At 58.9% G+C, this 21,899-nt stretch carries 18 protein-coding genes, 1 tRNA gene and 2 pseudogenes; 12 read left to right on the top strand and 9 right to left on the bottom strand.

The window, feature by feature from the left end:
- Nucleotides 1-233 precede the first annotated feature (233 nt).
- Complete coding sequence (locus tag AB4O12_RS14480; protein ID WP_003178899.1) at nucleotides 234-560, bottom strand: Arc family DNA-binding protein; 327 nt, start codon at nucleotides 558-560, stop codon at nucleotides 234-236.
- A 388-nt stretch (nucleotides 561-948) separates the two neighbouring features.
- Between AB4O12_RS14480 and phnN the strand changes: the two genes are divergently transcribed.
- Nucleotides 949-1,518, top strand: a complete 570-nt coding sequence (gene phnN, locus AB4O12_RS14475; protein WP_056788074.1) for a phosphonate metabolism protein/1,5-bisphosphokinase (PRPP-forming) PhnN — start codon at nucleotides 949-951, stop codon at nucleotides 1,516-1,518.
- On the opposite strand, the gene AB4O12_RS14470 is transcribed toward phnN, so the two are convergent.
- On the bottom strand, nucleotides 1,493-1,672 hold the full coding sequence (locus AB4O12_RS14470; protein ID WP_016773599.1) for a PA3371 family protein: 180 nt from the start codon (nucleotides 1,670-1,672) through the stop codon (nucleotides 1,493-1,495). The two genes, phnN and AB4O12_RS14470, sit on opposite strands and share 26 nt — an antisense overlap.
- A gap of 22 nt (nucleotides 1,673-1,694) precedes the next feature.
- Nucleotides 1,695-1,925, bottom strand: a pseudogene (locus AB4O12_RS14465) (hypothetical protein); the annotation flags it as partial.
- Between the two features lie 298 nt (nucleotides 1,926-2,223).
- Between AB4O12_RS14465 and AB4O12_RS14460 the strand changes: the two are divergent.
- Nucleotides 2,224-2,300 (top strand) — tRNA-Arg (locus AB4O12_RS14460).
- A 150-nt stretch (nucleotides 2,301-2,450) separates the two neighbouring features.
- Here the strand turns inward: AB4O12_RS14460 and AB4O12_RS14455 are convergent.
- The gene (locus AB4O12_RS14455) at nucleotides 2,451-3,803 is read right to left on the bottom strand and encodes a lysozyme inhibitor LprI family protein (RefSeq protein WP_460058847.1); all 1,353 of its coding nucleotides are present in this window, start codon (nucleotides 3,801-3,803) and stop codon (nucleotides 2,451-2,453) included.
- A 217-nt stretch (nucleotides 3,804-4,020) separates the two neighbouring features.
- Here AB4O12_RS14455 and AB4O12_RS14450 point away from each other — a divergent pair.
- From AB4O12_RS14450 to AB4O12_RS14435, 4 genes and pseudogenes are all read left to right on the top strand, one after another.
- Nucleotides 4,021-5,624 (top strand): annotated as a pseudogene (locus AB4O12_RS14450) (response regulator).
- Nucleotides 5,621-6,313 carry a sensor histidine kinase gene (locus tag AB4O12_RS14445; RefSeq protein ID WP_016773604.1) on the top strand — a complete coding sequence of 231 codons (693 nt, stop codon included), beginning with the start codon at nucleotides 5,621-5,623 and terminating at the stop codon, nucleotides 6,311-6,313. Before AB4O12_RS14450 ends, AB4O12_RS14445 begins: the two are co-directional and overlap by 4 nt.
- Nucleotides 6,314-6,620: 307 nt before the next feature.
- Nucleotides 6,621-7,862: a glutamine synthetase family protein gene (locus tag AB4O12_RS14440; RefSeq protein WP_172834031.1), complete on the top strand. Its 1,242-nt coding sequence runs from the start codon at nucleotides 6,621-6,623 to the stop codon at nucleotides 7,860-7,862.
- Nucleotides 7,863-7,931: 69 nt separating this feature from the next.
- Entirely contained in the window at nucleotides 7,932-9,320 is a 1,389-nt protein-coding gene (locus tag AB4O12_RS14435; RefSeq protein WP_460058845.1) for an MFS transporter, read from the top strand.
- A 74-nt stretch (nucleotides 9,321-9,394) separates the two neighbouring features.
- Here AB4O12_RS14435 and AB4O12_RS14430 read toward each other — a convergent pair whose 3' ends face one another.
- The 4 genes from AB4O12_RS14430 to flgA form a co-directional block, all read right to left on the bottom strand.
- Complete coding sequence (locus tag AB4O12_RS14430) at nucleotides 9,395-10,141, bottom strand: flagellar brake protein (protein ID WP_041479276.1); 747 nt, start codon at nucleotides 10,139-10,141, stop codon at nucleotides 9,395-9,397.
- 89 nt (nucleotides 10,142-10,230) lie between these two features.
- Complete coding sequence (locus tag AB4O12_RS14425) at nucleotides 10,231-10,698, bottom strand: flagella synthesis protein FlgN (RefSeq protein ID WP_041479278.1); 468 nt, start codon at nucleotides 10,696-10,698, stop codon at nucleotides 10,231-10,233.
- Between the two features lie 48 nt (nucleotides 10,699-10,746).
- The gene (flgM, locus tag AB4O12_RS14420; RefSeq protein ID WP_016773609.1) at nucleotides 10,747-11,073 is read right to left on the bottom strand and encodes a flagellar biosynthesis anti-sigma factor FlgM; all 327 of its coding nucleotides are present in this window, start codon (nucleotides 11,071-11,073) and stop codon (nucleotides 10,747-10,749) included.
- 162 nt (nucleotides 11,074-11,235) lie between these two features.
- Nucleotides 11,236-11,997: a flagellar basal body P-ring formation chaperone FlgA gene (flgA, locus tag AB4O12_RS14415; protein WP_150743498.1), complete on the bottom strand. Its 762-nt coding sequence runs from the start codon at nucleotides 11,995-11,997 to the stop codon at nucleotides 11,236-11,238.
- Nucleotides 11,998-12,079: 82 nt separating this feature from the next.
- Here flgA and AB4O12_RS14410 point away from each other — a divergent pair, with 82 nt between their 5' ends.
- The 6 genes from AB4O12_RS14410 to flgE all read left to right on the top strand — a co-directional run bounded on the left by AB4O12_RS14410 (nucleotide 12,080) and on the right by flgE (nucleotide 17,213).
- Nucleotides 12,080-13,012: a chemotaxis protein CheV gene (locus tag AB4O12_RS14410; protein WP_016773611.1), complete on the top strand. Its 933-nt coding sequence runs from the start codon at nucleotides 12,080-12,082 to the stop codon at nucleotides 13,010-13,012.
- A gap of 46 nt (nucleotides 13,013-13,058) precedes the next feature.
- Nucleotides 13,059-13,886: a protein-glutamate O-methyltransferase CheR gene (cheR, locus tag AB4O12_RS14405; protein ID WP_016773612.1), complete on the top strand. Its 828-nt coding sequence runs from the start codon at nucleotides 13,059-13,061 to the stop codon at nucleotides 13,884-13,886.
- A gap of 359 nt (nucleotides 13,887-14,245) precedes the next feature.
- Entirely contained in the window at nucleotides 14,246-14,656 is a 411-nt protein-coding gene (flgB, locus tag AB4O12_RS14400; protein ID WP_016773613.1) for a flagellar basal body rod protein FlgB, read from the top strand.
- A 3-nt stretch (nucleotides 14,657-14,659) separates the two neighbouring features.
- Entirely contained in the window at nucleotides 14,660-15,103 is a 444-nt protein-coding gene (gene flgC, locus AB4O12_RS14395) for a flagellar basal body rod protein FlgC (protein ID WP_016773614.1), read from the top strand.
- A 15-nt stretch (nucleotides 15,104-15,118) separates the two neighbouring features.
- Nucleotides 15,119-15,847 (top strand): flagellar hook assembly protein FlgD, encoded by a 729-nt coding sequence (flgD, locus tag AB4O12_RS14390; protein ID WP_016773615.1) that lies wholly within the window; start codon nucleotides 15,119-15,121, stop codon nucleotides 15,845-15,847.
- A 31-nt stretch (nucleotides 15,848-15,878) separates the two neighbouring features.
- Nucleotides 15,879-17,213, top strand: coding sequence for a flagellar hook protein FlgE (flgE, locus tag AB4O12_RS14385; RefSeq protein ID WP_041479563.1), 1,335 nt, complete (start codon nucleotides 15,879-15,881; stop codon nucleotides 17,211-17,213).
- 1,021 nt (nucleotides 17,214-18,234) lie between these two features.
- Here flgE and AB4O12_RS14380 read toward each other — a convergent pair.
- Nucleotides 18,235-21,129 (bottom strand): ribonucleoside-diphosphate reductase subunit alpha, encoded by a 2,895-nt coding sequence (locus tag AB4O12_RS14380; RefSeq protein ID WP_460058839.1) that lies wholly within the window; start codon nucleotides 21,127-21,129, stop codon nucleotides 18,235-18,237.
- Nucleotides 21,130-21,899 lie beyond the last annotated feature (770 nt).

Here is a 21,899-nt window from a genome sequence, read left to right as displayed (position 1 = left end):
AAATCGACGGGCTTTTTTGTGCCTGCCAAACAAATACGGGCGCAAGTACAAGTAACGGTGGCGAGGGGATTTATCCCCGCTGGACTGCGCAGCAGTCCCATTGTTTTTGGGGCTGCCATGCAGCCCAGCGGGGATAAATCCCCTCGCCACACTCCATTGCCAAGCGGCCATCTGTCATATCGCGGGCAAAAAAAAGCCAGCAATCATGCTGGCTTCAATATGTTCGGTATAACTCAGGACGCGTCTGCGGCCATTTCAGCGTCGTGGGCGATCAGCGACACCAGGGCGTTCTGCTGACGGTGCGACAGCTGACGGAAGCGCTGCAACAGCTCGCGCTCGTGCAGCGACAGCTCCGGGCTGTCCAGGCGCATGCTCAGCTCTTCGCCCAGTGCGCCTTCCTGAATAAGACTCTGCTCAAGGCGCGCAATGATTTCGGAGTTCATGCTGCGATGATGATTGCGAGCCACCTCGGCAATGCGTTCACGCATTCCGTCTGGCAGACGTACGACAAACTTGTCAGCCGTACGGCTGGAATAAATTGCCTGTTTCAATGGGCGCATATATTTAACCGGTTAGTTCAGGGGAGCGGTTCTCGGGATTGGCCGCAGGATGTGTGGTAGGACAAGCATCCGGACCAATTGGTTCAACCTGAATTGTTAAGAGGCCGGCATCATGCCTCAAAATTGCCAGATCATTGGCGTCAATTCTGTGACAAATATTGAGCCGGGTAAAGGCGTAATGCCAGCACCAGTTGTCAGAAATGCGGACTGGTTGGAAAACTTTCCATCCTTCCGTATCGCTGCCCGCTTTCGCATGCACATCTGTTGATGTCCGAAGACCTTAGAACGTGCATGCTATGCGGCTCGCTATTCTTGATCCCTATGTGTACAGGATAGTGGCAATTTGCCGATTTACTAGAGGCAGGACCCGTCGGAGGGCGTTTTCGGGATGGATGGCAAGCTTTTTTACCTGATGGGGCCGTCCGGTTCGGGCAAGGACAGCCTGATCGAAGCAGCGCGTGAGCCACTGCGTGAGTTGAACTGTGAAGTGATGCGCCGGGTGATTACCCGATCGGCGGAGTCAGTCGGCGAAGATGCAATCGGCGTGACGCCTGAAGAGTTCGACCGGCGACAGCACGCTGGCGCTTTTTCCTTAGCCTGGCAAGCCAACGGCCTCTCTTACGGCATTCCAAGGGAAATGGATGAATGGTTGCAAGCGGGCCGGCACGTATTGGTTAACGGGTCGAGAGCGAACCTGCGTCAAGCAATGGAGAAATATCCAACGCTGGTGCCGGTTCTGCTGACAGTCAACGATGAGGTCCTGCGTAAGCGCCTGCTCAAGCGTGGCCGGGAAACCCCTGAGCAAATCGACGCAAGACTCGCGCGCAACGCACTGTTCAAAGACCGCAGATCCAGCGACAGCCCCGTTCATCAGATCGAAAATTCTGTTGATCTTGCTGAAGCTGTCTCTGCATTACTTGAGCTGATCCGGCTCAACGCAGAACCGGATCAAACTTGATCTTGCGCCCTGCAATCAGCGCCAGCACAAACAGCACCGCAAACACGCCACAGCCAACCAGAGGCAAGGTGACTTCCGTCTCCTCGAACAGCGCCAGATGGGTAACGCCACTCAGTAAAGCGAGGATCAGAAATCCCGTCGCTGATTTGGACATGTTGTACTCCTGAAGATATTTCAAAAACCAGACGTTCGGTGGTCGGCGCCGAGGCTAGCTCAGGCTCGCTGACCATTTGCGTAGAGGCATCGCTCCGATCACTCAGCACCGCCCACTGCGGCGCTTTCTGCACCTGCAAGTAATGCGGCATGCGCTGCGCCACTGGCTGCTCGATGTCCGCCTTGGGAAAAAAATGCGATCCGAGCAAGAAGGCCAATGCCGCTGCGTTTGCAAGCAAGAGGGTGCTGTTCATGGCACGACGCTCCAAATTGTTCTTTTTGATAGAACAGCCATAGCAGTCGCCGTGCCAACAGTGTAACGGCTGATAAGTCCTTTAAAAACAAGGGTTTGGTAAGGTTTTTCGGGCGGCACTGATTGCAAACTGCAATGACCGCTTTTTCGCGTAGTGCAAATTGCCCGGTAAAAGTTCCCACAATCTTGCACGGCGCCTGCCTACACTTAAAAAGCCCTACGGACGACATGACAAAACAGGGGCCGGCCGTTAACATGCACGCCGTCTGTCGCCCCGCGTACAGCGCGCTTCAATCAGTGTCTCAGTAGCTCAATTGGATAGAGCATCCCCCTCCTAAGGGGAAGGTTGCAGGTTCGAACCCCGCCTGGGACACCACTTCTTGAAAACGAAAAGCCCCGTCGCATTTATCCATTGCGACGGGGCTTTTTGGTTTGGTCGACGAACAGGCGTTCTGCACTGTTACAAACTCCGGGGTTCCACCTCTGCGGTTGCAGCGGATCATCCTGCGCCGGTGCTGACTGACGATCAGTCGCCGTTCAGTTCGACTTTGCCGAGAGTGCTGCTGACGTCTGTGACATGCCGACGGCCGTGGACTTCGTAAGTAGTCCCGCTCGCCTCGACGCCCGGCTTGCGCACGGCCAGTTGAGCGAATAACCCCGTCTTTTCGCTGTAACTTCCGAACCAGTCAATCAGCGCCCCGATGTAGCATTCGCCGCCGATCATTACCGGCAAATCGGCGATCTTTTCGATGGTGTAGTGCCCTGGACCGTAGCTGTAGTAATCGTCGTCTCCGGCACCCGTGGGAGGAATTGGGCAAAGGGGCGCGTCAGGGTTTGAGTCCGATGCGATTTTCATTGCCTGAGTGATGGCTTGGTTGAGTGCCTCGTGCAGATCCGCGTCAAGCTCGTAGGTGCTGGTGCCATCCTCTTTATGTTGAGTCGTGGGCACCTGCAGGGCGTAACTGTAACGCACGGACACCTTCGGCACCTGACGATTGACCTTCAGCGGATTGAGCAGATAAAGGTTGTCGACACCGTAGGCGCCGTTTCGGTAGGCGGCATAGATTCTGTCGTGAAGCTTGATCCAGCTGATTGCCTGATTGGCGCCACGGTCGTTGGTGTAGAACAGCGAGCTTTCCGGCTCGACCGATCTTTTGACGAACCGCTCGCCCGTGCGGCGCCAGGTTTCCACGTAGGTGAACAAGCCGGTGCCGCCTGCGTATGTGTCGACGATAAGGTCGCGCTGGCCATCATTGTCCAGATCCAGCAGTGCGTAGGAAGACCGTCCGGTCTCGGCGGCGCCGTCGATGCTTGAGGCGTTCAATGCTTTCCATTCGTCCTCGCTCACGCCTTTGGGACGCGACTTGGGGAAGCTGGTTTGCTCGCCGTAGCTGTCGACTGGATCGCCCGCGAACGATGTCTGCGAAGACTCGAAAGCCCGTGCGGCCAAGGCATGTTCCAGCGCAAATTCCGGGTGGCTTTTGCTCTCGGCACGAATGCTTTGTTGCAGATCGTTCATCGCTTGAACATCCACGGTGTCCGGCTGCCACGCCACGGCTTGTGTCCACTGTGCCTTTAATATCTGCAGTCGCTGGCGGTAGCTGCCATCCAGGCAAGCGACATCGTCCGCGCAGGCGTTGCGGGTTTTCAGCCAGGCGCGCTGGGTGCGCTTGAGTTCAGGTTGCCCCGCTGTGGCAGTTGTCATCAGTTGGCGATACAGCGTGCCCATCTGCGCGTCCAGCTCATAGAGCGTTTTGTTCGCGCAAATCGTGTTTTCCACGTCGTTCGCCGCTTTTTTGCAATCCATCGCTGCCGCTGTCGCTTGCTGGACAAAGACAAGCAAACACGCTGACAGGATGTAGCGTCCCTTGATGTACACGATTCAGTCCTTATGCAAATCCTTGAGCAGGCGCGCAGAGTAATACTCCAGGCAACATTCTTGAAGCTCCGCCCTCAGGCCCCGGCACTTTTGGCCGATAACCCGAACGGTGAGTTCAGACTCCAGCGAAATCGCTTGATGGCGCATGGCCTCCGGCTATCATCTGCGCGCCTGAAATCGCCTCGGTTCGTTTTCTTCAATTGCCTGGAAATCTTCGATGTCGTCGTATCACCAAAAAGCTTTCTGATCGTCGATGATTTTTCCGATTTCCGCAGTTCCGTGCGTTCGATGTTGCGTGAGCTCGGCGTCAAGGATGTCGATACTGCCGACACTGGCGAGCAGGCGCTGAAGATGTGCTCGCAGAAGTCCTACGATTTCATTCTTCAGGACTTCCACCTCGGCGACGGCAAGAAGAACGGCCAGCAGGTGCTCGAAGACCTGATGTCGGAAAAGCTCATCAGCCACGAAGCCGTTTTCGTCATGGTCACCGCCGAGACCAGTCAGGCGATGGTGCTCAGCGCCTTGGAGCATGAGCCGGATGCGTACCTGACCAAGCCGTTCAACCGTTCCGGACTGGCCCAGCGCCTTGAGCGTCTGGAGCAACGCAAGACTTTGCTCAAACCGATTCTGCAGGCCCTTGATCGCGGTAAGCCGGTCGAGGTGCTCAATGCCTGTATTGCCTTGTGCAAGCAGGACATCCGCTATTCGCCGCTGTGCCTGCGCTACCGCGCCGACGCCCTGCGTGACATGAACCAGAACGAAGCGCTGGAGCGGCTCTATGACGGCATCATTGCCGACCGGCCGTTGCCGTGGGCATTCGCTGGATTGGGCAAGTTGCTGTTCAAGCGCGGGCAGGTCTCGCAGGCCAAAGAAGTTTATGAAAAAGCCTTGAAAGTCTTTCCGATGATGCCGGCGCTGTATGACGGCATGGCCGATGTGCTGGTGGCCGAAGGCGATAGCAAAGGCGCGCAGCGAGTGCTCGAAGAAGCGATCCGTCTGTCGCCGCTGGCGGTGCGCCGTCAGGCGCTGCTCGGCAAACTGGCGATGGCCAACGAAGATTTCGAAACCGCCTCGCGGGCTTATCGTCAGGCCGTGGCGCAGGGCGCGCAGTCGCGTTTCAAGGACCCGGAAAGCAATCTCGGCCTGGCGCACGCGCTGATCAGCAAGGGTAGCGATCGCGGGCTCGACACGCGTACGCGACTGGAGATCAACACCACCCTCAGCGCTGTGGCCAAAGAAAACCCGAGCGACCCCGGTCTGCAGATTCGCGCGCGTTTGATGAAAGCCACCAGCCTGTTGCTCAACGACGCCGAAACCGCCGACAAGCTCACCGAACAGGCGCTGATGCGCCTTGATGGCATGGAGCAATTCATGAGTCCCGAGGCGGCGTTGCTGGTGGCCAAGCAGTTGCAGATGCTCGGTCAGGCCGAGGCGGGCACTTCGATGCTCAAGAGTTGCGCGGAGATCTACGGTGATGACCCGGCGGTGATGAAAGACATCGCCAAGCTCACCGACGATCCGACGATTCTCAGTTCGAGCAACGCTGCGGCCGACCTCAACCGCCAGGGCGTGCGCGTGTACAAGACCGGCAATCTGGTCGAGGCCCGCGAAGTGTTCCGCAAGGCGCTCAAGCTGCAACCGAAAAACATCAGTATCGCGCTGAACCTGGCCCAGTCGCTGCTGCACGGCACTGACACCAGTGTGCCGTCGGCGGAGCTGGAAGAATGTCGGGCCTGCCTGAAACTGGTGGGCCTGATGCCCGACACCGACGCGCGGTTTGCGCGTTATCAGAAGCTGAAAAGCAAGGCGTTTGGCGAATGAACCCAATAGATCCGGCGCTGGATTTTTCCACGGTGATTGCCTCCACCGTTCACGACATGAAGAACTCTCTGGCCATGCTGATGCAGGCGCACAGCCAATGGCTGGCGCGTCTGCCGAAAGAGCTGCGCGACGGCTCGGAGCAGGGCGTGATCGACTTCGAGTTCGCCCACCTCAACGGCATGCTCGTGCAGTTGCTGGGGCTGTACAAACTTGGCGTGAATCAGTTGCCGCTGCAGCCGGCGTATCACGAACTCGACGATTTCATCGAGGCGCAACTGGCCGCGCATCAGGAAGTGTTTGCCAGTCGCGGCATCATCGCCACCTATGAAGTCGATCCGTTGAGCCCGCTGGGTTTCTTCGATCGCGAGCTGATCGCCTCGGTGCTCGGCAACTGCATCAACAATGCGATCCGTTACGCCCGCGAGTCGCTGCTGATCACCGTCAGCGACGAAGCCGGGCAATTGGTGCTGAGCATCAACGACGACGGCGACGGCTATCCAGCAGAGATGCTCGAGCGTCAGGCCGATTATGTGCAGGGCATCAATCACAGCAGCGGCAGCACTGGCCTCGGTCTGTATTTCGCCAATCGCATCGCGGCGCTGCATCAGCGCAACGGCGTGGAAGGGCGCACCGAAATCAGCAATGGCGGGCCGTTGGGCGGTGGGGTGTTCAGCCTCTACTTGCCCTGAGGTCTGGTGTTGGAGCTGCCGAAGGCTGCTATCTTTTGATTTTAAAAAGCAAGATCAAAAGATCGCAGCCTCGTTGTACTCGTCAGCTCCTACGGCTCCTGCACAAGATCGGGATTTTTGTGGGCGCTGCTTGATATTCCGAACAGCCGCAGCCTATTTTGTCCGGGTCGCCGTTCGCGGCTCGCACAACAACAAGGATTGCGTCATGACAACCGATGGCCGGGGTTCACTCGCGCAGCGATTGACCGGCATTGATGAGATTGAATGTGTCACCCCGGATCTGAACGGTGTGCCACGGGGCAAGGTGATGACCGCCGAGGGTTTCCTCGAAGGGCGGCGTTTGCAGTTGGCGCGGGGTGTGCTGCTGCAATGCATCATGGGCGGCTATCCGCCGGCGCGGTTCTATGGCAGCGATGACGGCGATCTGGCGCTGGTCGCCGATCCTGCGCAGATTCACCGTTTGCCCTGGAGCGACGAGCCGCGTGCCATGGCGATTTGCGACGCCGACGAACTGAGCGGGGGGAGCTCAAGTCTCTCGACCCGTGGCCAGCTCAAAGCGGTCATCGCCCGTTACGCCGCGCACGGTCTGGCGCCGGTGGTGGCGACCGAACTGGAATTTTTTGTCTTCGCACCGAACACCGATCCGACTCAGCCGTTCCGTCCGCCGGTGGGCCTCGACGGCCGCCGCGAGGATGGCCAGTCGGCCTTCAGCGTCAGTTCCAACAACGGCCTGCGGCCGTTCTTCAGCGAAGTGTATAAATGCATGGCCGCCCTCGGCCTGCCGCGCGACACCTTCATGCATGAAATGGGCGTCAGCCAGTTCGAGATCAATCTGCTGCACGGCGACCCGCTGCTGCTGGCCGATCAGACGTTCCTGTTCAAGCACCTGCTCAAGGAGGTCGCGCTCAAGCATGGCCTGAGCGTGGTGTGCATGGCCAAACCGCTGGCGCACACGCCGGGCAGTTCGATGCATATTCACCAGAGCATCGTTGAGATCGGCAGCGGCAAGAATGTCTTCACTGACTCGAACGGCGAGCCGACGTCGATGTTCCGCCACTTCATCGGCGGGCAACAGGCAGGCCTCGCCGATTTCACCGCACTGTTTGCGCCCAACGTGAATTCCTATCAGCGCCTGTGTCATCCGTACGCGTCGCCGAACAACGCCTGTTGGTCCCATGACAATCGCGCCGCCGGCTTGCGTATTCCCGCCAGCTCGCCGGTCGCACGTCGGGTCGAAAACCGCTTGCCGGGCGCCGACGCCAATCCGTATCTGGCGATCGCCGCCAGTCTGGCTGCGGGTTTGCATGGCATCGAGCAGGAACTGGAGCCGAGCGCGGCAATCCAGGGTGAGTTCGCCGTGCCGGATAATCTGGCCTTGCCGTGTACCTTGCACGCCGCGCTGGAGCGTCTGAAACGTAGCCAGTTGGCGAGGGAACTGTTCGGGTCGGAGTTCATCGAAGGCTACATCGCTTCGAAGACCATGGAGTTGACCAGCTTCTTTGATGAAATCACTCCCTGGGAGCGCCGTGTACTGGCCGCCCAGGCCTGACGTATCGCTGCTGCCGGGCTGTCGATCTGACCGCCCGGTATTTACTGCAAGGAGCCGCTCGGAACGCCGATGCGCCAAATCTGGAAATCCTTTCGAGCGCTGTATTTTGCCTCGCTGATGATGTTGATCGGCTCAGGCCTTCTTTCTACTTATCTGGCTTTGCGTCTGGCCGCCGACAATGTCGACGGGCTGTGGGTCGGTGCGCTGATGGCGGCCAACTATTTCGGTCTGGTGCTGGGCGGCAAGATCGGCCATCGCCTGATCGCCCGGGTCGGGCATATCCGTGCCTACTCGGCGTGTGCCGGGATCGTCGGCGCGGCGGTGCTCGGCCATGGGCTGGTGGACTGGCTGCCGGCGTGGCTGGTGCTGCGGACGATCGTCGGTCTGGGCATGATGTGTCAGTACATGGTCATCGAGAGCTGGCTCAACGAGCAGGCCGATGCCAATCAGCGCGGGCTGGTGTTCAGCGGTTACATGATCGCCTCTTATCTGGGCCTGGTGCTGGGCCAGTTGATTCTGGTCATGCACCCCGGCCTCGGCCTGGAACTGCTGATGCTGGTGGCGCTGTGCTTTGCCCTGTGTCTGGTGCCGGTGACGCTGACTCGACGGATTCACCCGGCGCCTCTGCACCCCGCGCCGATGGAGCCGCGCTTCTTTATCAAGCGTGTGCCGCAATCGCTGAGCACGGTGCTCGGCGCCGGTCTGATCATCGGTTCGTTCTACGGTCTGGCGCCGCTGTATGCATCGCAACAGGGGCTGACGACCGAGCAGGTCGGTCTGTTCATGGGTAGCTGCATTTTTGCCGGTCTGCTGGTGCAGTGGCCGTTGGGCTGGTTGTCCGACCGTTATGACCGCGCATTGCTGATTCGCTGCTTTGCCGGGTTTCTGGCGGTGGCGGCGTTGCCGTTGGCGATCATGCCGCAGGTGCCGCTGGAGGTGTTGTTCGTCGTCGGCTTCTTCTGTTCGCTGGTGCAGTTCTGCCTGTATCCGCTGGCGGTGGCGTTTTCCAACGACCACGTCGAAGGCGATCGCCGGGTGTCGCTGACCGCGATGTTGCTGGTGACCTACGGCGTCGGCGCGAGCATCGGGCCGCTGCTCGCGGGCGTGCTGATGAAGTTTCTCGGCAGTCAGAGCCTGTATGCGTTCTTCAGTTTCTTCGCGTTGGTGCTGGTCTGGCGGATTCGTCCGAAAGCAGTGACCAACCTGCACCAGGTCGACGACGCACCGCTGCATCACGTGGCAATGCCGGACAGCATGTCGAGCTCGCCGCTGGTGGCGGCGCTTGACCCGCGTGTCGATGAGCAGGTGGTGCAGGAGCAGATGGTCCAGGACCCGGCGCCGGTCACTCCTGAGCCTGAGCCTGAGCCCGAAGCGCAGCCGGAAGCAGTCGTTGAAACCGAACAGGACAGTGGCGATGACGACAAGCCTGCGCCGGATATCAGCGGTGGCAGGCCTTGAGTCGCACATAAACATCGGCGCATAAAAAAAGGGCAGTCCCGCACAGGACTGCCCTTTTTATTGGTCGCTGCGACTCAGAGATCGTCTTTGTCGAAACGCCGTGCTTCACGCTGCAACTGGTAAACGAAACGCTCGACGTTGCGCGCAGCCTGGCCACTGATGTTGTGGAAGCGCAGACCGGCGAAGGTGATGTTGAGTTTTTCTTCGAAGTGCAGGTAGCGCAGCTCGACCGATGTTGGCTGATTGCCGAACAGCGGCGGGGCGATCAGGCGATCGTAGACCTGGCCCAGTTGCAGGCGATCAGTGATGTCGCCTTCGAAGCGGAATTTGCAGCCAGTGGCGGAGATGTCCAGCAGCTTGCCGTGCAGAGGAACCTTGAGCTTTTCGCCGCCCAGTTCAACGCTGACCAGGTCGGTGAGTTTCAACGCAGCGCGGAAGGCGTTGCGGCGCTGGTGGTAGACCACTTCGCTCGGCAGGTCGCCGGTGTAAAAACGGTCGCCGTCGGATTCTTCGATGTTCAGCGTGCCGTTGCATTCCCAGGCGATGCGCACGCCGTCATGAAAGCCTTCGACCTTGAACGGTTCGCCCGCTTGCAGGAAGCGCTCGCCATCGCGCGGGATCATTTCGTCCAGGGCGATCGTCGCGGTTTCGCGGTCGACCTTGATCAGGTAGCTCTGAAAGCGCTGGCTGCGTTCATGGAAGGTGATGATCAGCGGATCGTGGCTGTCTTGCAGCTGGCGCAGGTTGCTGGAGATTTCCAGTGGCGTGGTGAGCACCTTCGGAGGCTGCGGAGCATCATCCGCGCTTAGGGTGTTGGACACGGTTCTTCAATCTCCAGACAAAATAAGACGACTGGCCAGTATTTTGCCAGCATGTTGCGCAGGTGGATAGTACAGGGTCAGCGAATGGCTCATGCCTGGCTGAGCGTTCGCGGCTTGACCGGTTTGGCAAAGGTCCCGCTGGCGTCGTACAGCGCTGGCGGCTCACCGCCGGTGAGGATCTTCAGCTGATTGGCCGTGGTCGCCTGCTGGATCTGGATCGACTGGCCATTCTTGACGTTGGCAGCCTGGCACTGGGCGATCAGCGCGGTCAGGGCATCGCCCTGGGTCAGCAACTGGTCGCCAATGCTCGACTGGCTGGCCAGTTGCTCAAGACCTGTGCGATCGGTCGGCAGGTTGAGGCTGGCGAGGATTTCGCTGCGCTTGCGGCCATGCTGCTCGAGCAGAATGATCAACGCTTGCTTGGTCGCCAGAATTTCTTCCAGCAACGGCATGTCGCGACCATGCAAAGCGAGGGATTCGGTTTGCAATAACTCCAGCAATTGTTGCGCTGGAGCAAAGTCGTCGTTGATCAGTTGCAATAAGTTAGTGTCGTGCATGGCTGGCCTTGGGGTTTAAGCGTCCAAAAGCCTGGCGCCGGCAAAAGCCTAGCGCTGGGCTTCGAAGTTGAGCAGTTTGCTGGCTACACGGTTGCTGTCGACTTTATAGCTGCCATCGGCAATCGCGGCTTTCAACTCGGCCACACGGGCTTTGTCGACAGCAGGCTGATCGCGCAGCTTGTCAGTGACCTTCTGCAACTGTTGAGCCTCATTGCTGAGGTGTACCGACTCCCCGCTTTTGGCGACATTGGCCTGTTCGGCCTGGGTATTCAGCGGCGCGGAGGGGCTGTTTTCAGCGCTTTCCTTGGCGTTGCTGGTACGTGTGCTGCCGGTTAGTGACGAGGAACTGTTCAATCGGTTGAAATCGATAACCATGATAAAAAACCTCTGGGAATTTGGACGCTTGCCATGTTTTCGGCTATCCCCTGAAAAACTTTAGGCCCAATCAACCATAAGCTTGCATGCGCCGTTGCGAGACCTGCTGCGGCACAGTTTAGGGAAGCGACGGGATCGGCGCCAGTTTTCTCCACGAGGCTTTTACATGGCCACTTCGACCTGTCCCGGCGCAATCACCTGCGCCTTGATAACTCTTTGAGAATTAAGGTTTTTTACTCGAATCTGTTCTTTCATGCCGCCATTGGAGAGCGCTTCCCCCGGCATGCGTACGGCAAGGGTGCCGCTGCGCGCAGTGATCACCACCTGGTCACCCTTACGGACCACTTCGGCCTGTTCCAGATGCACCAGAGTTATGACCTGATCGGCGACCGTTGGTCGGGTAAGTTTCTGCCCGATCGCTTCGTCGACCGAGGTCAGGAAACCCTGGTTGATCGTGCTGACGTCGCGCTCGCGCAAGGTCACATCCTGCGGCTCGATAATGCCGGCGCGTTTCAGCGGACGAGTGGTCGTCACGATCTCGCGAAACAGGCGGACTTGAGCGGGTACGAACACCGTCCAAGGCGAGCTGCCTTCGCAGCGAACCTTCACCGTGACGCGGCCCAGCGGGCGTGCCGGGCTCTCCAGAGTCGCTGTCAATTCCTTGTCGCACATGGGCATGCGCATGCGCGGGTCGAGCTGGTTGACTTCGATTTCGTAGCGGCCTTCGGTTTGACTGGAAGCCAAATAGTCTTCTACGGTGAATTCAAGAAAGCCCTGAGTCACGCCGATAAGCATATCAGGCAAGGTAACCGCATCTGCATGGGCAGGACTGCCAGCAAGCAAGCAGCAAACGGCGGACACCGCGCAAAGCCCTTTGCGAAGGGTAGATGTCAGGCGTCGGGAAAATGTCGTTTGAGCGTTCATACGAGTTAAAAAGCAAGCGCCGTGCCGTTTAGCAATGAATGTGCGTCGCAACAACACTTGGCGTTGATGTAGGAGTCTGGGCATGGCTGGTGTAATGGATTCGGTGAACCAGCGCACGCAACTGGTAGGGCAGAATCGCCTCGAGCTGTTGTTGTTCCGTCTCGACGGGCCACAGCTCTACGGGATCAACGTGTTCAAGGTACGGGAAGTGTTGCAATGCCCGTCCCTGACGTTGATGCCCAAATCCAGTCCTGTCGTGTGCGGGGTAGCGAATATACGGGGAGCGACCATTCCGATCCTGGATCTGGCAATGGCAACGGGCTCCGGTGCGTTGAAAGACAAGAACAGTCCGTTCGTGATCATCACGGAGTACAACACCAAGACCCAGGGTTTCCTGGTCCGCTCGGTGGAGCGCATCGTCAACATGAACTGGGAAGAGATCCATCCGCCACCCAAGGGCACCGGTCGCGATCACTACCTGACCGCTGTGACGCGGGTCGACAACCAGTTGGTCGAAATCATCGACGTCGAGAAGGTGCTGGCCGAAGTGGCGCCGACGCCGGAAGCGATTTCGGTGGGCGTGGTCGATGTCGAGACGCAGACCAAGGCATTGTCGCTGCGGGTGCTGACGGTCGATGACTCGTCGGTGGCGCGCAAGCAGGTCACGCGTTGTCTGCAGACCATCGGTGTCGAAGTGGTGGCGCTGAACGACGGCAAGCAGGCGCTGGATTACCTGCGCAAGCTGGTCGACGAGGGCAAGAAGCCGGAAGAAGAGTTCCTGATGATGATTTCCGACATCGAGATGCCGGAGATGGACGGGTACACCCTGACGGCGGAAATCCGCGGCGACGCACGCATGCAAAAGCTCCATATCATCCTGCATACTTCGTTGTCGGGGGTATTCAATCAGGCGATGGTGAAGAAAGTCGGTGCTGATGACTTCCTGGCCAAATTCCGTCCTGATGACCTCGCATCCCGGGTAGTCGACCGGATCAAAGCAGCAGATATCAGCTAGGGGCCTTCTGCCCCTGGCGGTCAACACGATTTAAGAGGCGGCATCATTGTCTACGGGTAATTTGGATTTCGAACAGTTCCGGGTCTTCCTGGAAAAAGCCTGTGGCATTCTGCTCGGTGAAAACAAGCAGTATCTGGTCTCGAGCCGTCTCAACAAACTGATGGAGCAGCAAGGCATCAAGTCCCTGGGTGAGCTGGTACAGCGCATCCAGACCCAGCCGCGCAGCGGTTTGCGCGAGCAGGTGGTCGATGCCATGACGACCAACGAAACCCTGTGGTTTCGCGACACCTATCCGTTTGAAGTCTTGAAGAACAAGGTACTGCCGGAAGCGATCAAGGCCAGCCCCAACCAGCGTCTGCGGATCTGGTCGGCGGCCTGCTCGTCGGGGCAGGAGCCGTACTCGCTGTCGATGTCGATCGACGAGTTCGAGCGCAGCAACCTGGGGCAGTTGAAGATGGGTGTGCAGATCGTTGCCACCGATCTGTCGGGCCTGATGCTCAACAACTGCAAGACCGGCGAGTACGACAGCCTGGCGATCGGTCGCGGTCTGTCGCCGGAACGCCTGCAACGCTACTTCGACCCGAAAGGGCCGGGGCGCTGGGTGGTCAAGGCGCCGATCAAGAGCCGGGTGGAATTCCGCTCGTTCAACCTGCTCGACAGCTACGCGGCGCTGGGCAAGTTCGACATCGTGTTCTGCCGCAACGTGCTGATCTACTTCTCTGCCGAAGTGAAGAAGGACATCCTGTTGCGCATTCACAGCACGTTGAAGCCGGGCGGGTATCTGTTCCTTGGCGCTTCGGAAGCGCTGAACGGATTGCCGGATCATTACCAGATGGTTCAGTGCAGCCCGGGGATTATCTACAAGGCGAAATAAGCGGTTTGCGCTGATACAAAAACGGGAGGCCCGCAAAGGCCTCCTTTTTTTATGCCCGAATTATTTTCCACGAATCCCCTGTGGGAGCGAGCCTGCTCGCGAAAGCGGTCTGTCCATAAGACAGTTGGCGCCTGACACGCCGCCTTCGCGAGCAGGCTCGCTCCCACAGGGATCTGCGCTGACCTGGCAACGACGGCAAGCGGCAGAAAAGCGGCATCCGGCGGTAACCGGTTGCCGCTTTTCTGGCATTGCCGCTTTGCCTGTCAGGCGCAAAGCCCCGGAATACGGGGCTTTGATCATTTGGCACGGCACTTGCTAAAGCTCAAGTACGAAAAACCGGTCACCTGAAGGTTCCCGACATGAGCATCAGCTTCGACAAAGCGCTGGGCATTCACGAAAAGGCATTGGGCTTCCGCGCCCAGCGTGCCGAAGTGCTGGCCAACAACATCGCCAACGCCGACACCCCGAACTACAAAGCGCGGGATCTGGATTTCTCCAAAGTGCTCGAAGCACAGACCGAGAAGACCAAGACCGGCGGCCACTTTGCCCTGAACATGACCAACAGCCGGCACATCGAGGCTGAAGGGCTGGGCAACGGCGACGAGTCGCTGATGTATCGCACGCCGATGCAGCCTTCGATCGACCAGAACACCGTCGACGCTCAACTGGAACAGTCGAACTACGCGGAAAACGCTGTCGGCTTCCAGGCCAGCTTCACCTTGCTCAACAGCAAATTCAAAGGGCTGGTGTCAGCCCTGCGCGGAGAATAATCCATGTCCCTGTCCAGCGTTTTCAACATTGCCGGCAGCGGCATGAGCGCGCAGACCACGCGTCTGAACACCGTGGCTTCGAACATCGCCAACGCCGAAACCGTTTCGTCGAGCATCGACCAGACCTACCGCGCCCGTCATCCGGTGTTCGCCACCATGTTTCAGGGCGGCCAGGCCGGCGGCAGCAATTCGCTGTTCCAGAACCAGGACGCGGCCGGGCAGGGCGTGCAGGTGCTTGGCGTTGTCGAAGACCAGAGCAACCTCGAAGCGCGCTACGAGCCGAACCATCCGGCTGCCGACGCCAAGGGCTACGTCTACTACCCGAACGTCAACGTGGTGGAAGAAATGGCTGACATGATTTCCGCGAGCCGCTCGTTCCAGACCAACGCGGAAATGATGAACACCGCCAAAACCATGATGCAGAAGGTACTGACCCTCGGTCAGTAATAAGGGGCGACTGCCATGAGCGTTACGGATACCACCAGCAGCCTGAGCATGAACGACATCCTGGCCAACTCGTCGAAGAAGGCCAGCAGCACGACGTCGGGCGGCATCGCTTCGGCGACCAACAGTGCCACAGGCGGCCAGGCGCTGGGCAAGGATGCTTTCCTGCAATTGCTGGTCACCCAGCTGAAAAACCAGAACCCGCTCGACCCGCAGGACAACAGCGCCTTCGTCGCGCAGTTGGCGCAGTTCAGCAGCCTTGAAGGCATCACCACGCTGAACTCCACTGTCAGTGGCCTTGCCGGCAACTACAACTCGTCGCAGGCGTTGCAAGCGTCGTCGCTGGTCGGTCGCAACGTGATCGTGCAGACCAACACCGCCCAGCTCGATGACCCGAGCAAAGGCCTGACCGGTTCGGTCACCGTGCCTTCGTCGATTGCCGGCGGCACCGTGACCATCACCGACAAGGACGGCAAGACCGTGCGCACCATCGACCTGGGCAGCCGCGCTGCCGGCGATGCCAGCTTCACTTGGGACGGCAAGGACACCGCCGGCACCGTGGTTCCGGTCGGCACTTACACGTTCAAGGCCAACGCACCGATCAACGGCACCGCGACCGACCTGGCGACCTACCTGCCGGCGACCGTCAACAGCGTGACGATCAGCCAGACCGGTGGCGAGCTGATGCTCAACCTGGCCGGCAAGGGCACCGTTGCCCTGTCCAAAGTACAAACCATTGGTATATAGAGCCGACTAACCCGGCACGAAGGAGTGGAACATGTCTTTTAACATCGGCCTTAGCGGTCTCTATGCCGCCAACAAACAACTCGACGTCACCGGCAACAACATCGCCAACGTCGCCACCGCCGGTTTCAAATCCTCGCGCGCAGAATTCGAAGACGTCTATTCGTCGACTCGTCTGGGCAGCGGCAGCAAAGTGATCGGCAACGGCGTGCGCCTGGCCAACGTTTCCCAGCAGTTCACCCAGGGTGACATCAACAACACTGGCAACGTGCTGGACATGGGCATCAACGGTTCCGGTTTCTTCACCATGAGCAACAACGGCTCGATCTCGTACACCCGTGCCGGTACGTTCAAGGTCGACAACGCCGGTTACATCACCAACACCGACTACACCTCGCGTCTGCAGGGTTACGGTGTGGATGCCAACGGCAAGATCATCAACGGCGTGTTGACCGATCTGAAGATCGACACCTCGAACCTGGCGCCGAAGTCGTCTTCTGCGGTGACCTCGAGCATCAACCTCAATTCGTCTTCGCCAGTGATCGTTGATACCGGCGCCAGCGCCGTCAAGTTCGATCCGTCGAAGCCTGAGACTTACACCAAGTCCTTCAGCACACCGATCTATGACACCCAGGGCAACGCCCACGTCATGGACCAGTACATGGTCAAGACTGGCGGGAACACCTGGAAGGTTTACACCCTGGTCGATGGCCGTAACCCGGACGCTACCGGCAGCAACCCTGTGACCACTGCGCCGGTTGCCTCGACATTGTCGTTCGACAGCTCCGGCAAGCTGGTTCAGGTGAGCACGCCTAACCCGGCGGATCCAGCCAACCCGATCATCAGCAGCGATCTGAAGATGACCGGCTGGGTGCCGGGCACTGTGACCAATGGCGTGTTTACGCCTAACGGCGCGGCAGCGAACCCGAATGGCGTGACCATCTCGATGGCCAACACCACTCAGTACAACGCTGATACCTCGCGTACGATCCCGACTCAGGATGGTTACGCCACTGGCCAGATCACCAACCTGACCATCGACGGCACCGGTACGCTGTTTGCCAACTTCAGCAACAACCAGAGCAAGGCGATTGGTCAGGTTGCACTGGCCAGCTTCACCAACGAACAGGGCTTGCAGGCTGTCGGTGGCACCAGCTGGAAAGAGACGTTCGCTTCGGGTATTCCGGGCTATGACGCGCCGAAGACCGGTACGTTGGGTGAGGTGGTGTCCAACTCGCTGGAAGAGTCGAACGTTAACCTGACCAATGAGCTGGTTGATCTGATCAAGGGTCAGAGCAACTATCAGGCGAACGCCAAGACTATTTCGACTCAGAGCACGATTATGCAGACCATTATTCAGATGACCTGATTCGGGTTTCTGACTGGTTTTTTGGGCCCCTCGGTTTTGAGGGGCTTTTTTTTGGGGCCGTGGCGGCCTTTGGGCCGACCAGGCTGTTGGGTTTTGGGTGAATATCCGTTGCTTCGGTAGCGGCTGCTGGCGGTTTCGCCTGACGGCGACTTACTTTTTTACAAGCGCCTAAAAAAGTAAGCAAAAAACGCTAGCTCCTGCGTTCGGCCCTCGCAGGCTCGGGTTCCTTCGCTGCGGGATCGATCCGGTCGCAGCGGCTCCGGTTTGCTTCGCTGCACCTCCTTCCGCTGTGTCTGGCTGCGCCAGACGGTCGCTGCGCTCCCGCGCCCGTATCAATCCCTCCGCTCAGCCTTCCGACGTCGCCCGTAGATCAAAAGCACTCGAGCTTGCGCTCATTGTTGAGTGGGGCGGCTTTGCCGCGGGCAGCTGCGCTGCTTTGCCTTTTTGTGGGAGCGAGCTTGCTCGCGAAGGCGGCATGTCAGCCGACCTGTTCTTGAAGTGGTACCCAATCCAACTGTAGGAGCTGCCGAAGGCTGCGATCTTTTGATCTGGCTTTTGCTTTTGCTTTTGCTTTTGCTTTTGCTCTGGCTTTTGATCCGGCTTTTGATCTTTTGCCCCTTCGGCAGGCTTCGTTACGGGATCGATCCGGGGGTGGGAGCGCAGCGACCGTACGACGCAGTCGTACACAGCGAGTGTAGGTGCAGCGAAGCCAACCGGAGCCGCTGCGCCCGGAACGGTCCCGTAACGAAGGTACCCCGAGCTCCAGCGAGCGGGCCGTACGCCGGGGCAAAGCCTTTTGGGTTACCTTTTGGCGTCTGAAAAAGGTGACTCGCTGTAAGAGCGAAACCATAAGAAGCCGTTACCGCAGCAACGGATATTCACCCAAAACCCCAAGAGCCTGGTCGGCCCAGAGGCCGCCAAGGCCGCCAAAAAACAAAACCCCCGACAAACCAGAAGTCTGTCGGGGGTTTCTTTTGCCTGAAGATCCCAGGCGTCTCGCAACGCCTGATCTCAGCTCAGCTTATTGGCAAGCTTCGCAATCCGGCTCGTCGATCGCGCAGGCCTTTGGCACTGGCGCCGGACCTGCCGGAGCGGCCAGAACCGAATCGTCGCCGTGGTTGCCGCCGCTGGAAACAGCGTTCAGCTTACCGGTGTTGATGGTCGACTTCTCGGTGCTGGTCGCGGCCAGGGCACGGAGGTAGTAAGTGGTTTTCAGACCACGGTACCAGGCCATGCGGTAGGTCACGTCGAGCTTCTTGCCCGATGCGCCGGCGATGTACAGGTTCAGCGACTGGGCCTGGTCGATCCACTTCTGACGACGGCTGGCGGCGTCAACGATCCACTTGGTGTCCACTTCGAACGCGGTCGCATAGAGCTCTTTGAGTTCTTGCGGGATGCGCTCGATCTGCTGCACCGAACCGTCGTAGTACTTCAGGTCGTTGATCATCACCGAATCCCACAGACCGCGAGCCTTCAGGTCGCGAACCAGGTACGGGTTGATCACGGTGAATTCGCCCGACAGGTTCGATTTCACGTACAGGTTCTGGTAGGTCGGTTCGATCGACTGCGAAACGCCAGTGATGTTGGCGATGGTCGCGGTCGGTGCGATGGCCATGATGTTCGAGTTACGGATGCCTTTCTGTACACGGGCGCGAACCGGTGCCCAGTCAAGGGTTTCCTTCAGGTCGACATCGATGTACTTCTCGCCGCGCTGTTCGATCAGGATCTGTTGCGAATCCAGCGGCAGGATGCCCTTGGACCACAGCGAACCGTTGAACGTCTCGTAGGCGCCGCGCTCGTCGGCCAGGTCGCAGGAAGCCTGGATCGCGTAGTAGCTGACCGCTTCCATCGACTTGTCGGCAAACTCGACGGCAGCGTCGGAGCCGTAGGCGATGTGCTGCAGGTACAGAGCGTCCTGGAAGCCCATGATGCCCAGACCGACCGGGCGGTGGCGGAAGTTGGAGTTCTTCGCTTGCGGCACCGAGTAGTAGTTGATGTCGATCACGTTATCGAGCATGCGCACGGCGGTGTTCACGGTGCGTTGCAGCTTGGCGGTATCGAGCTTGCCGTCGACGATGTGGTTCGGCAGGTTGATCGAGCCCAGGTTGCAAACGGCGATCTCGTCCTTGTTGGTGTTCAAGGTGATCTCGGTGCACAGGTTCGAGCTGTGGACCACGCCGACATGCTGCTGCGGGCTGCGCAGGTTGCACGGGTCCTTGAAAGTCAGCCATGGGTGGCCGGTTTCGAACAGCATGGACAGCATCTTGCGCCACAGGTCTTTGGCCTGGATGGTCTTGAACAGCTTGACCTTGCCCGGGTACTCGGTCAGCGCTTCGTAGTACTCGTAGCGCTCTTCGAAGGCTTTACCGGTCAGGTCGTGCAGGTCCGGTACTTCGGATGGCGAGAACAGGGTCCACTTGCCGTCATCGAAGACACGCTTCATGAACAGGTCAGGGATCCAGTTGGCGGTGTTCATGTCGTGGGTACGACGACGATCGTCACCGGTGTTCTTGCGCAGCTCGATGAACTCTTCGATGTCCATGTGCCAGGTTTCCAGGTAGGCACACACAGCGCCTTTGCGCTTGCCACCCTGGTTCACGGCGACAGCGGTGTCGTTCACTACTTTGAGGAACGGCACAACGCCTTGCGACTTGCCGTTGGTGCCCTTGATGTACGAACCCAGCGCACGCACCGGCGTCCAGTCGTTGCCCAGACCGCCGGCAAATTTCGACAGCATGGCGTTGTCGTGGATCGCGTGATAGATGCCCGACAGGTCATCCGGCACGGTGGTCAGGTAGCAGCTCGACAGCTGTGGACGCAGGGTACCGGCGTTGAACAGGGTCGGGGTCGAAGCCATGTAGTCGAACGAGGACAGCAGGTTGTAGAACTCGATCGCACGGTCTTCTTTCTGCTTCTCTTCGATCGCAAGGCCCATGGCCACGCGCATGAAGAAGATCTGCGGCAGTTCGAAACGCACGCCATCCTTGTGGATGAAGTAGCGGTCGTACAGGGTCTGCAGGCCCAGGTAGGTGAATTGCTGATCGCGCTCGTGGTTGATCGCCTTGCCCAGTTTTTCCAGGTCGAAGGTGGCCAGCACAGGGTTCAGCAGTTCGAACTCGATACCTTTGGCGATGTAGGCCGGCAGTGCCTTGGCGTACAGGTCGGCCATTTCGTGATGGGTGGCGCTTTCGGCGACTTCGAGGAAGTTCAGGCCTTCGGCACGCAGGGTGTCCATCAGCAGGCGGGCGGTGACGAACGAGTAGTTCGGCTCGCGCTCGACCAGAGTACGGGCGGTCATCACCAGGGCGGTGTTGACGTCGGTCAGGGCCACGCCGTCGTACAGGTTCTTCAGGGTTTCGCGCTGGATCAGGTCGCCGTCGACTTCTTCCGGGCCTTCGCAGGCTTCGGTAACGATGGTGTTCAGGCGGCCCATGTCCAGCGGCGCGAGGCTGCCGTCGGCGCGGGTGATGCGGATCGACGGGTGCGCGTTGACTGCTGCTTCGGCAGGAGCGTGAGCTGCGCGCTCTTTCGAACGGCCGTCACGGTAGATCACGTAGTCGCGTGCAACTTTCTGCTCGCCGGCACGCATCAGGGCCAGTTCGACCTGGTCCTGGATTTCTTCGATGTGGATGGTGCCGCCCGATGGCATGCGACGCTTGAAGGTCGCGGTGACCTGCTCGGTCAGGCGCGCAACGGTATCGTGGATTCGCGACGAAGCGGCAGCGGTGCCGCCTTCAACTGCGAGGAACGCTTTGGTGATAGCGACGGTGATCTTGTCATCGGTGTAAGGAACGACAGTGCCATTACGCTTGATCACGCGCAGTTGGCCAGGCGCGGTGGCTGCCAGATCCGAAGTCGAATCGGCGGCCTGCGGCAAGGTGCCCTGCGGGTTCTCGCGAGTTGTGTCGGTTTGCATGGGGGGTGGTCTCCACATTCTCTATGTTTGTTTGGCACCGTCATGGTGCTCACCGTTCTGTACCGAAGCACTGCAACCGACGGGCGTCGGCATTACAAACTTCGGAACAGTAGGAAAAAGGCTGCAACGCCGCATCCTTGCCGAAGTTTTGGTTACGAGCCGAAGCTCGCCACCGGATTCCTTCGCGGGTGGCAGTCATGACTGCAACACCCATACCGTTTTGTCCGTTTCGGACCAAATAAAACGGTGCCATCCGCCAGTGCGGTTTGGGCTTGAAAAAACTCGCTTGTTCTACCGGAAACCGGCCATAAAGCACTTGAGTTTCAGGTCTGAAATGTGGTTGGGCGTTTTAGGTGAAAACCCTATATGTAGGGTCTCCGTTTTCGCCGTGCTACAAGATAATGCGTTTCAGGGGGGATTGCAATGTACTACCTGTGGATAAGCCTGTGCGTAATTTGTGTAAGAAACAGGGAAAACGCGTGTAGGCCGCGAACCTGCTGAGCCAGACCGTTTGTCACTGTTTTTTTGCCTGGAAAAACGCTTCAGCGGTTTTTTAAGGGCGCGAACCCTATCACAGAATTCCGCCTTGTCCGAACGCATTTACCGACTTGTTTTCCGGGTGATCGGCGTTTATACAATCGCTGGGTGCACGGGCATTTTTATCCTCCTGAAACATGACAGATGATCGGGAGATACACGCAGGATTGTCGGAGCGAGCCTGCTCGCGAATCGGTTGACCACTGAGCATTCAGGTTGAAGCAACAGACGCT

Source organism: Pseudomonas sp. S2_A05, assembly GCF_054668485.1.
The sequence above is the reverse complement of the archived record's forward strand: the minus strand, read 5'-3'. Positions and strand labels throughout refer to the sequence as shown.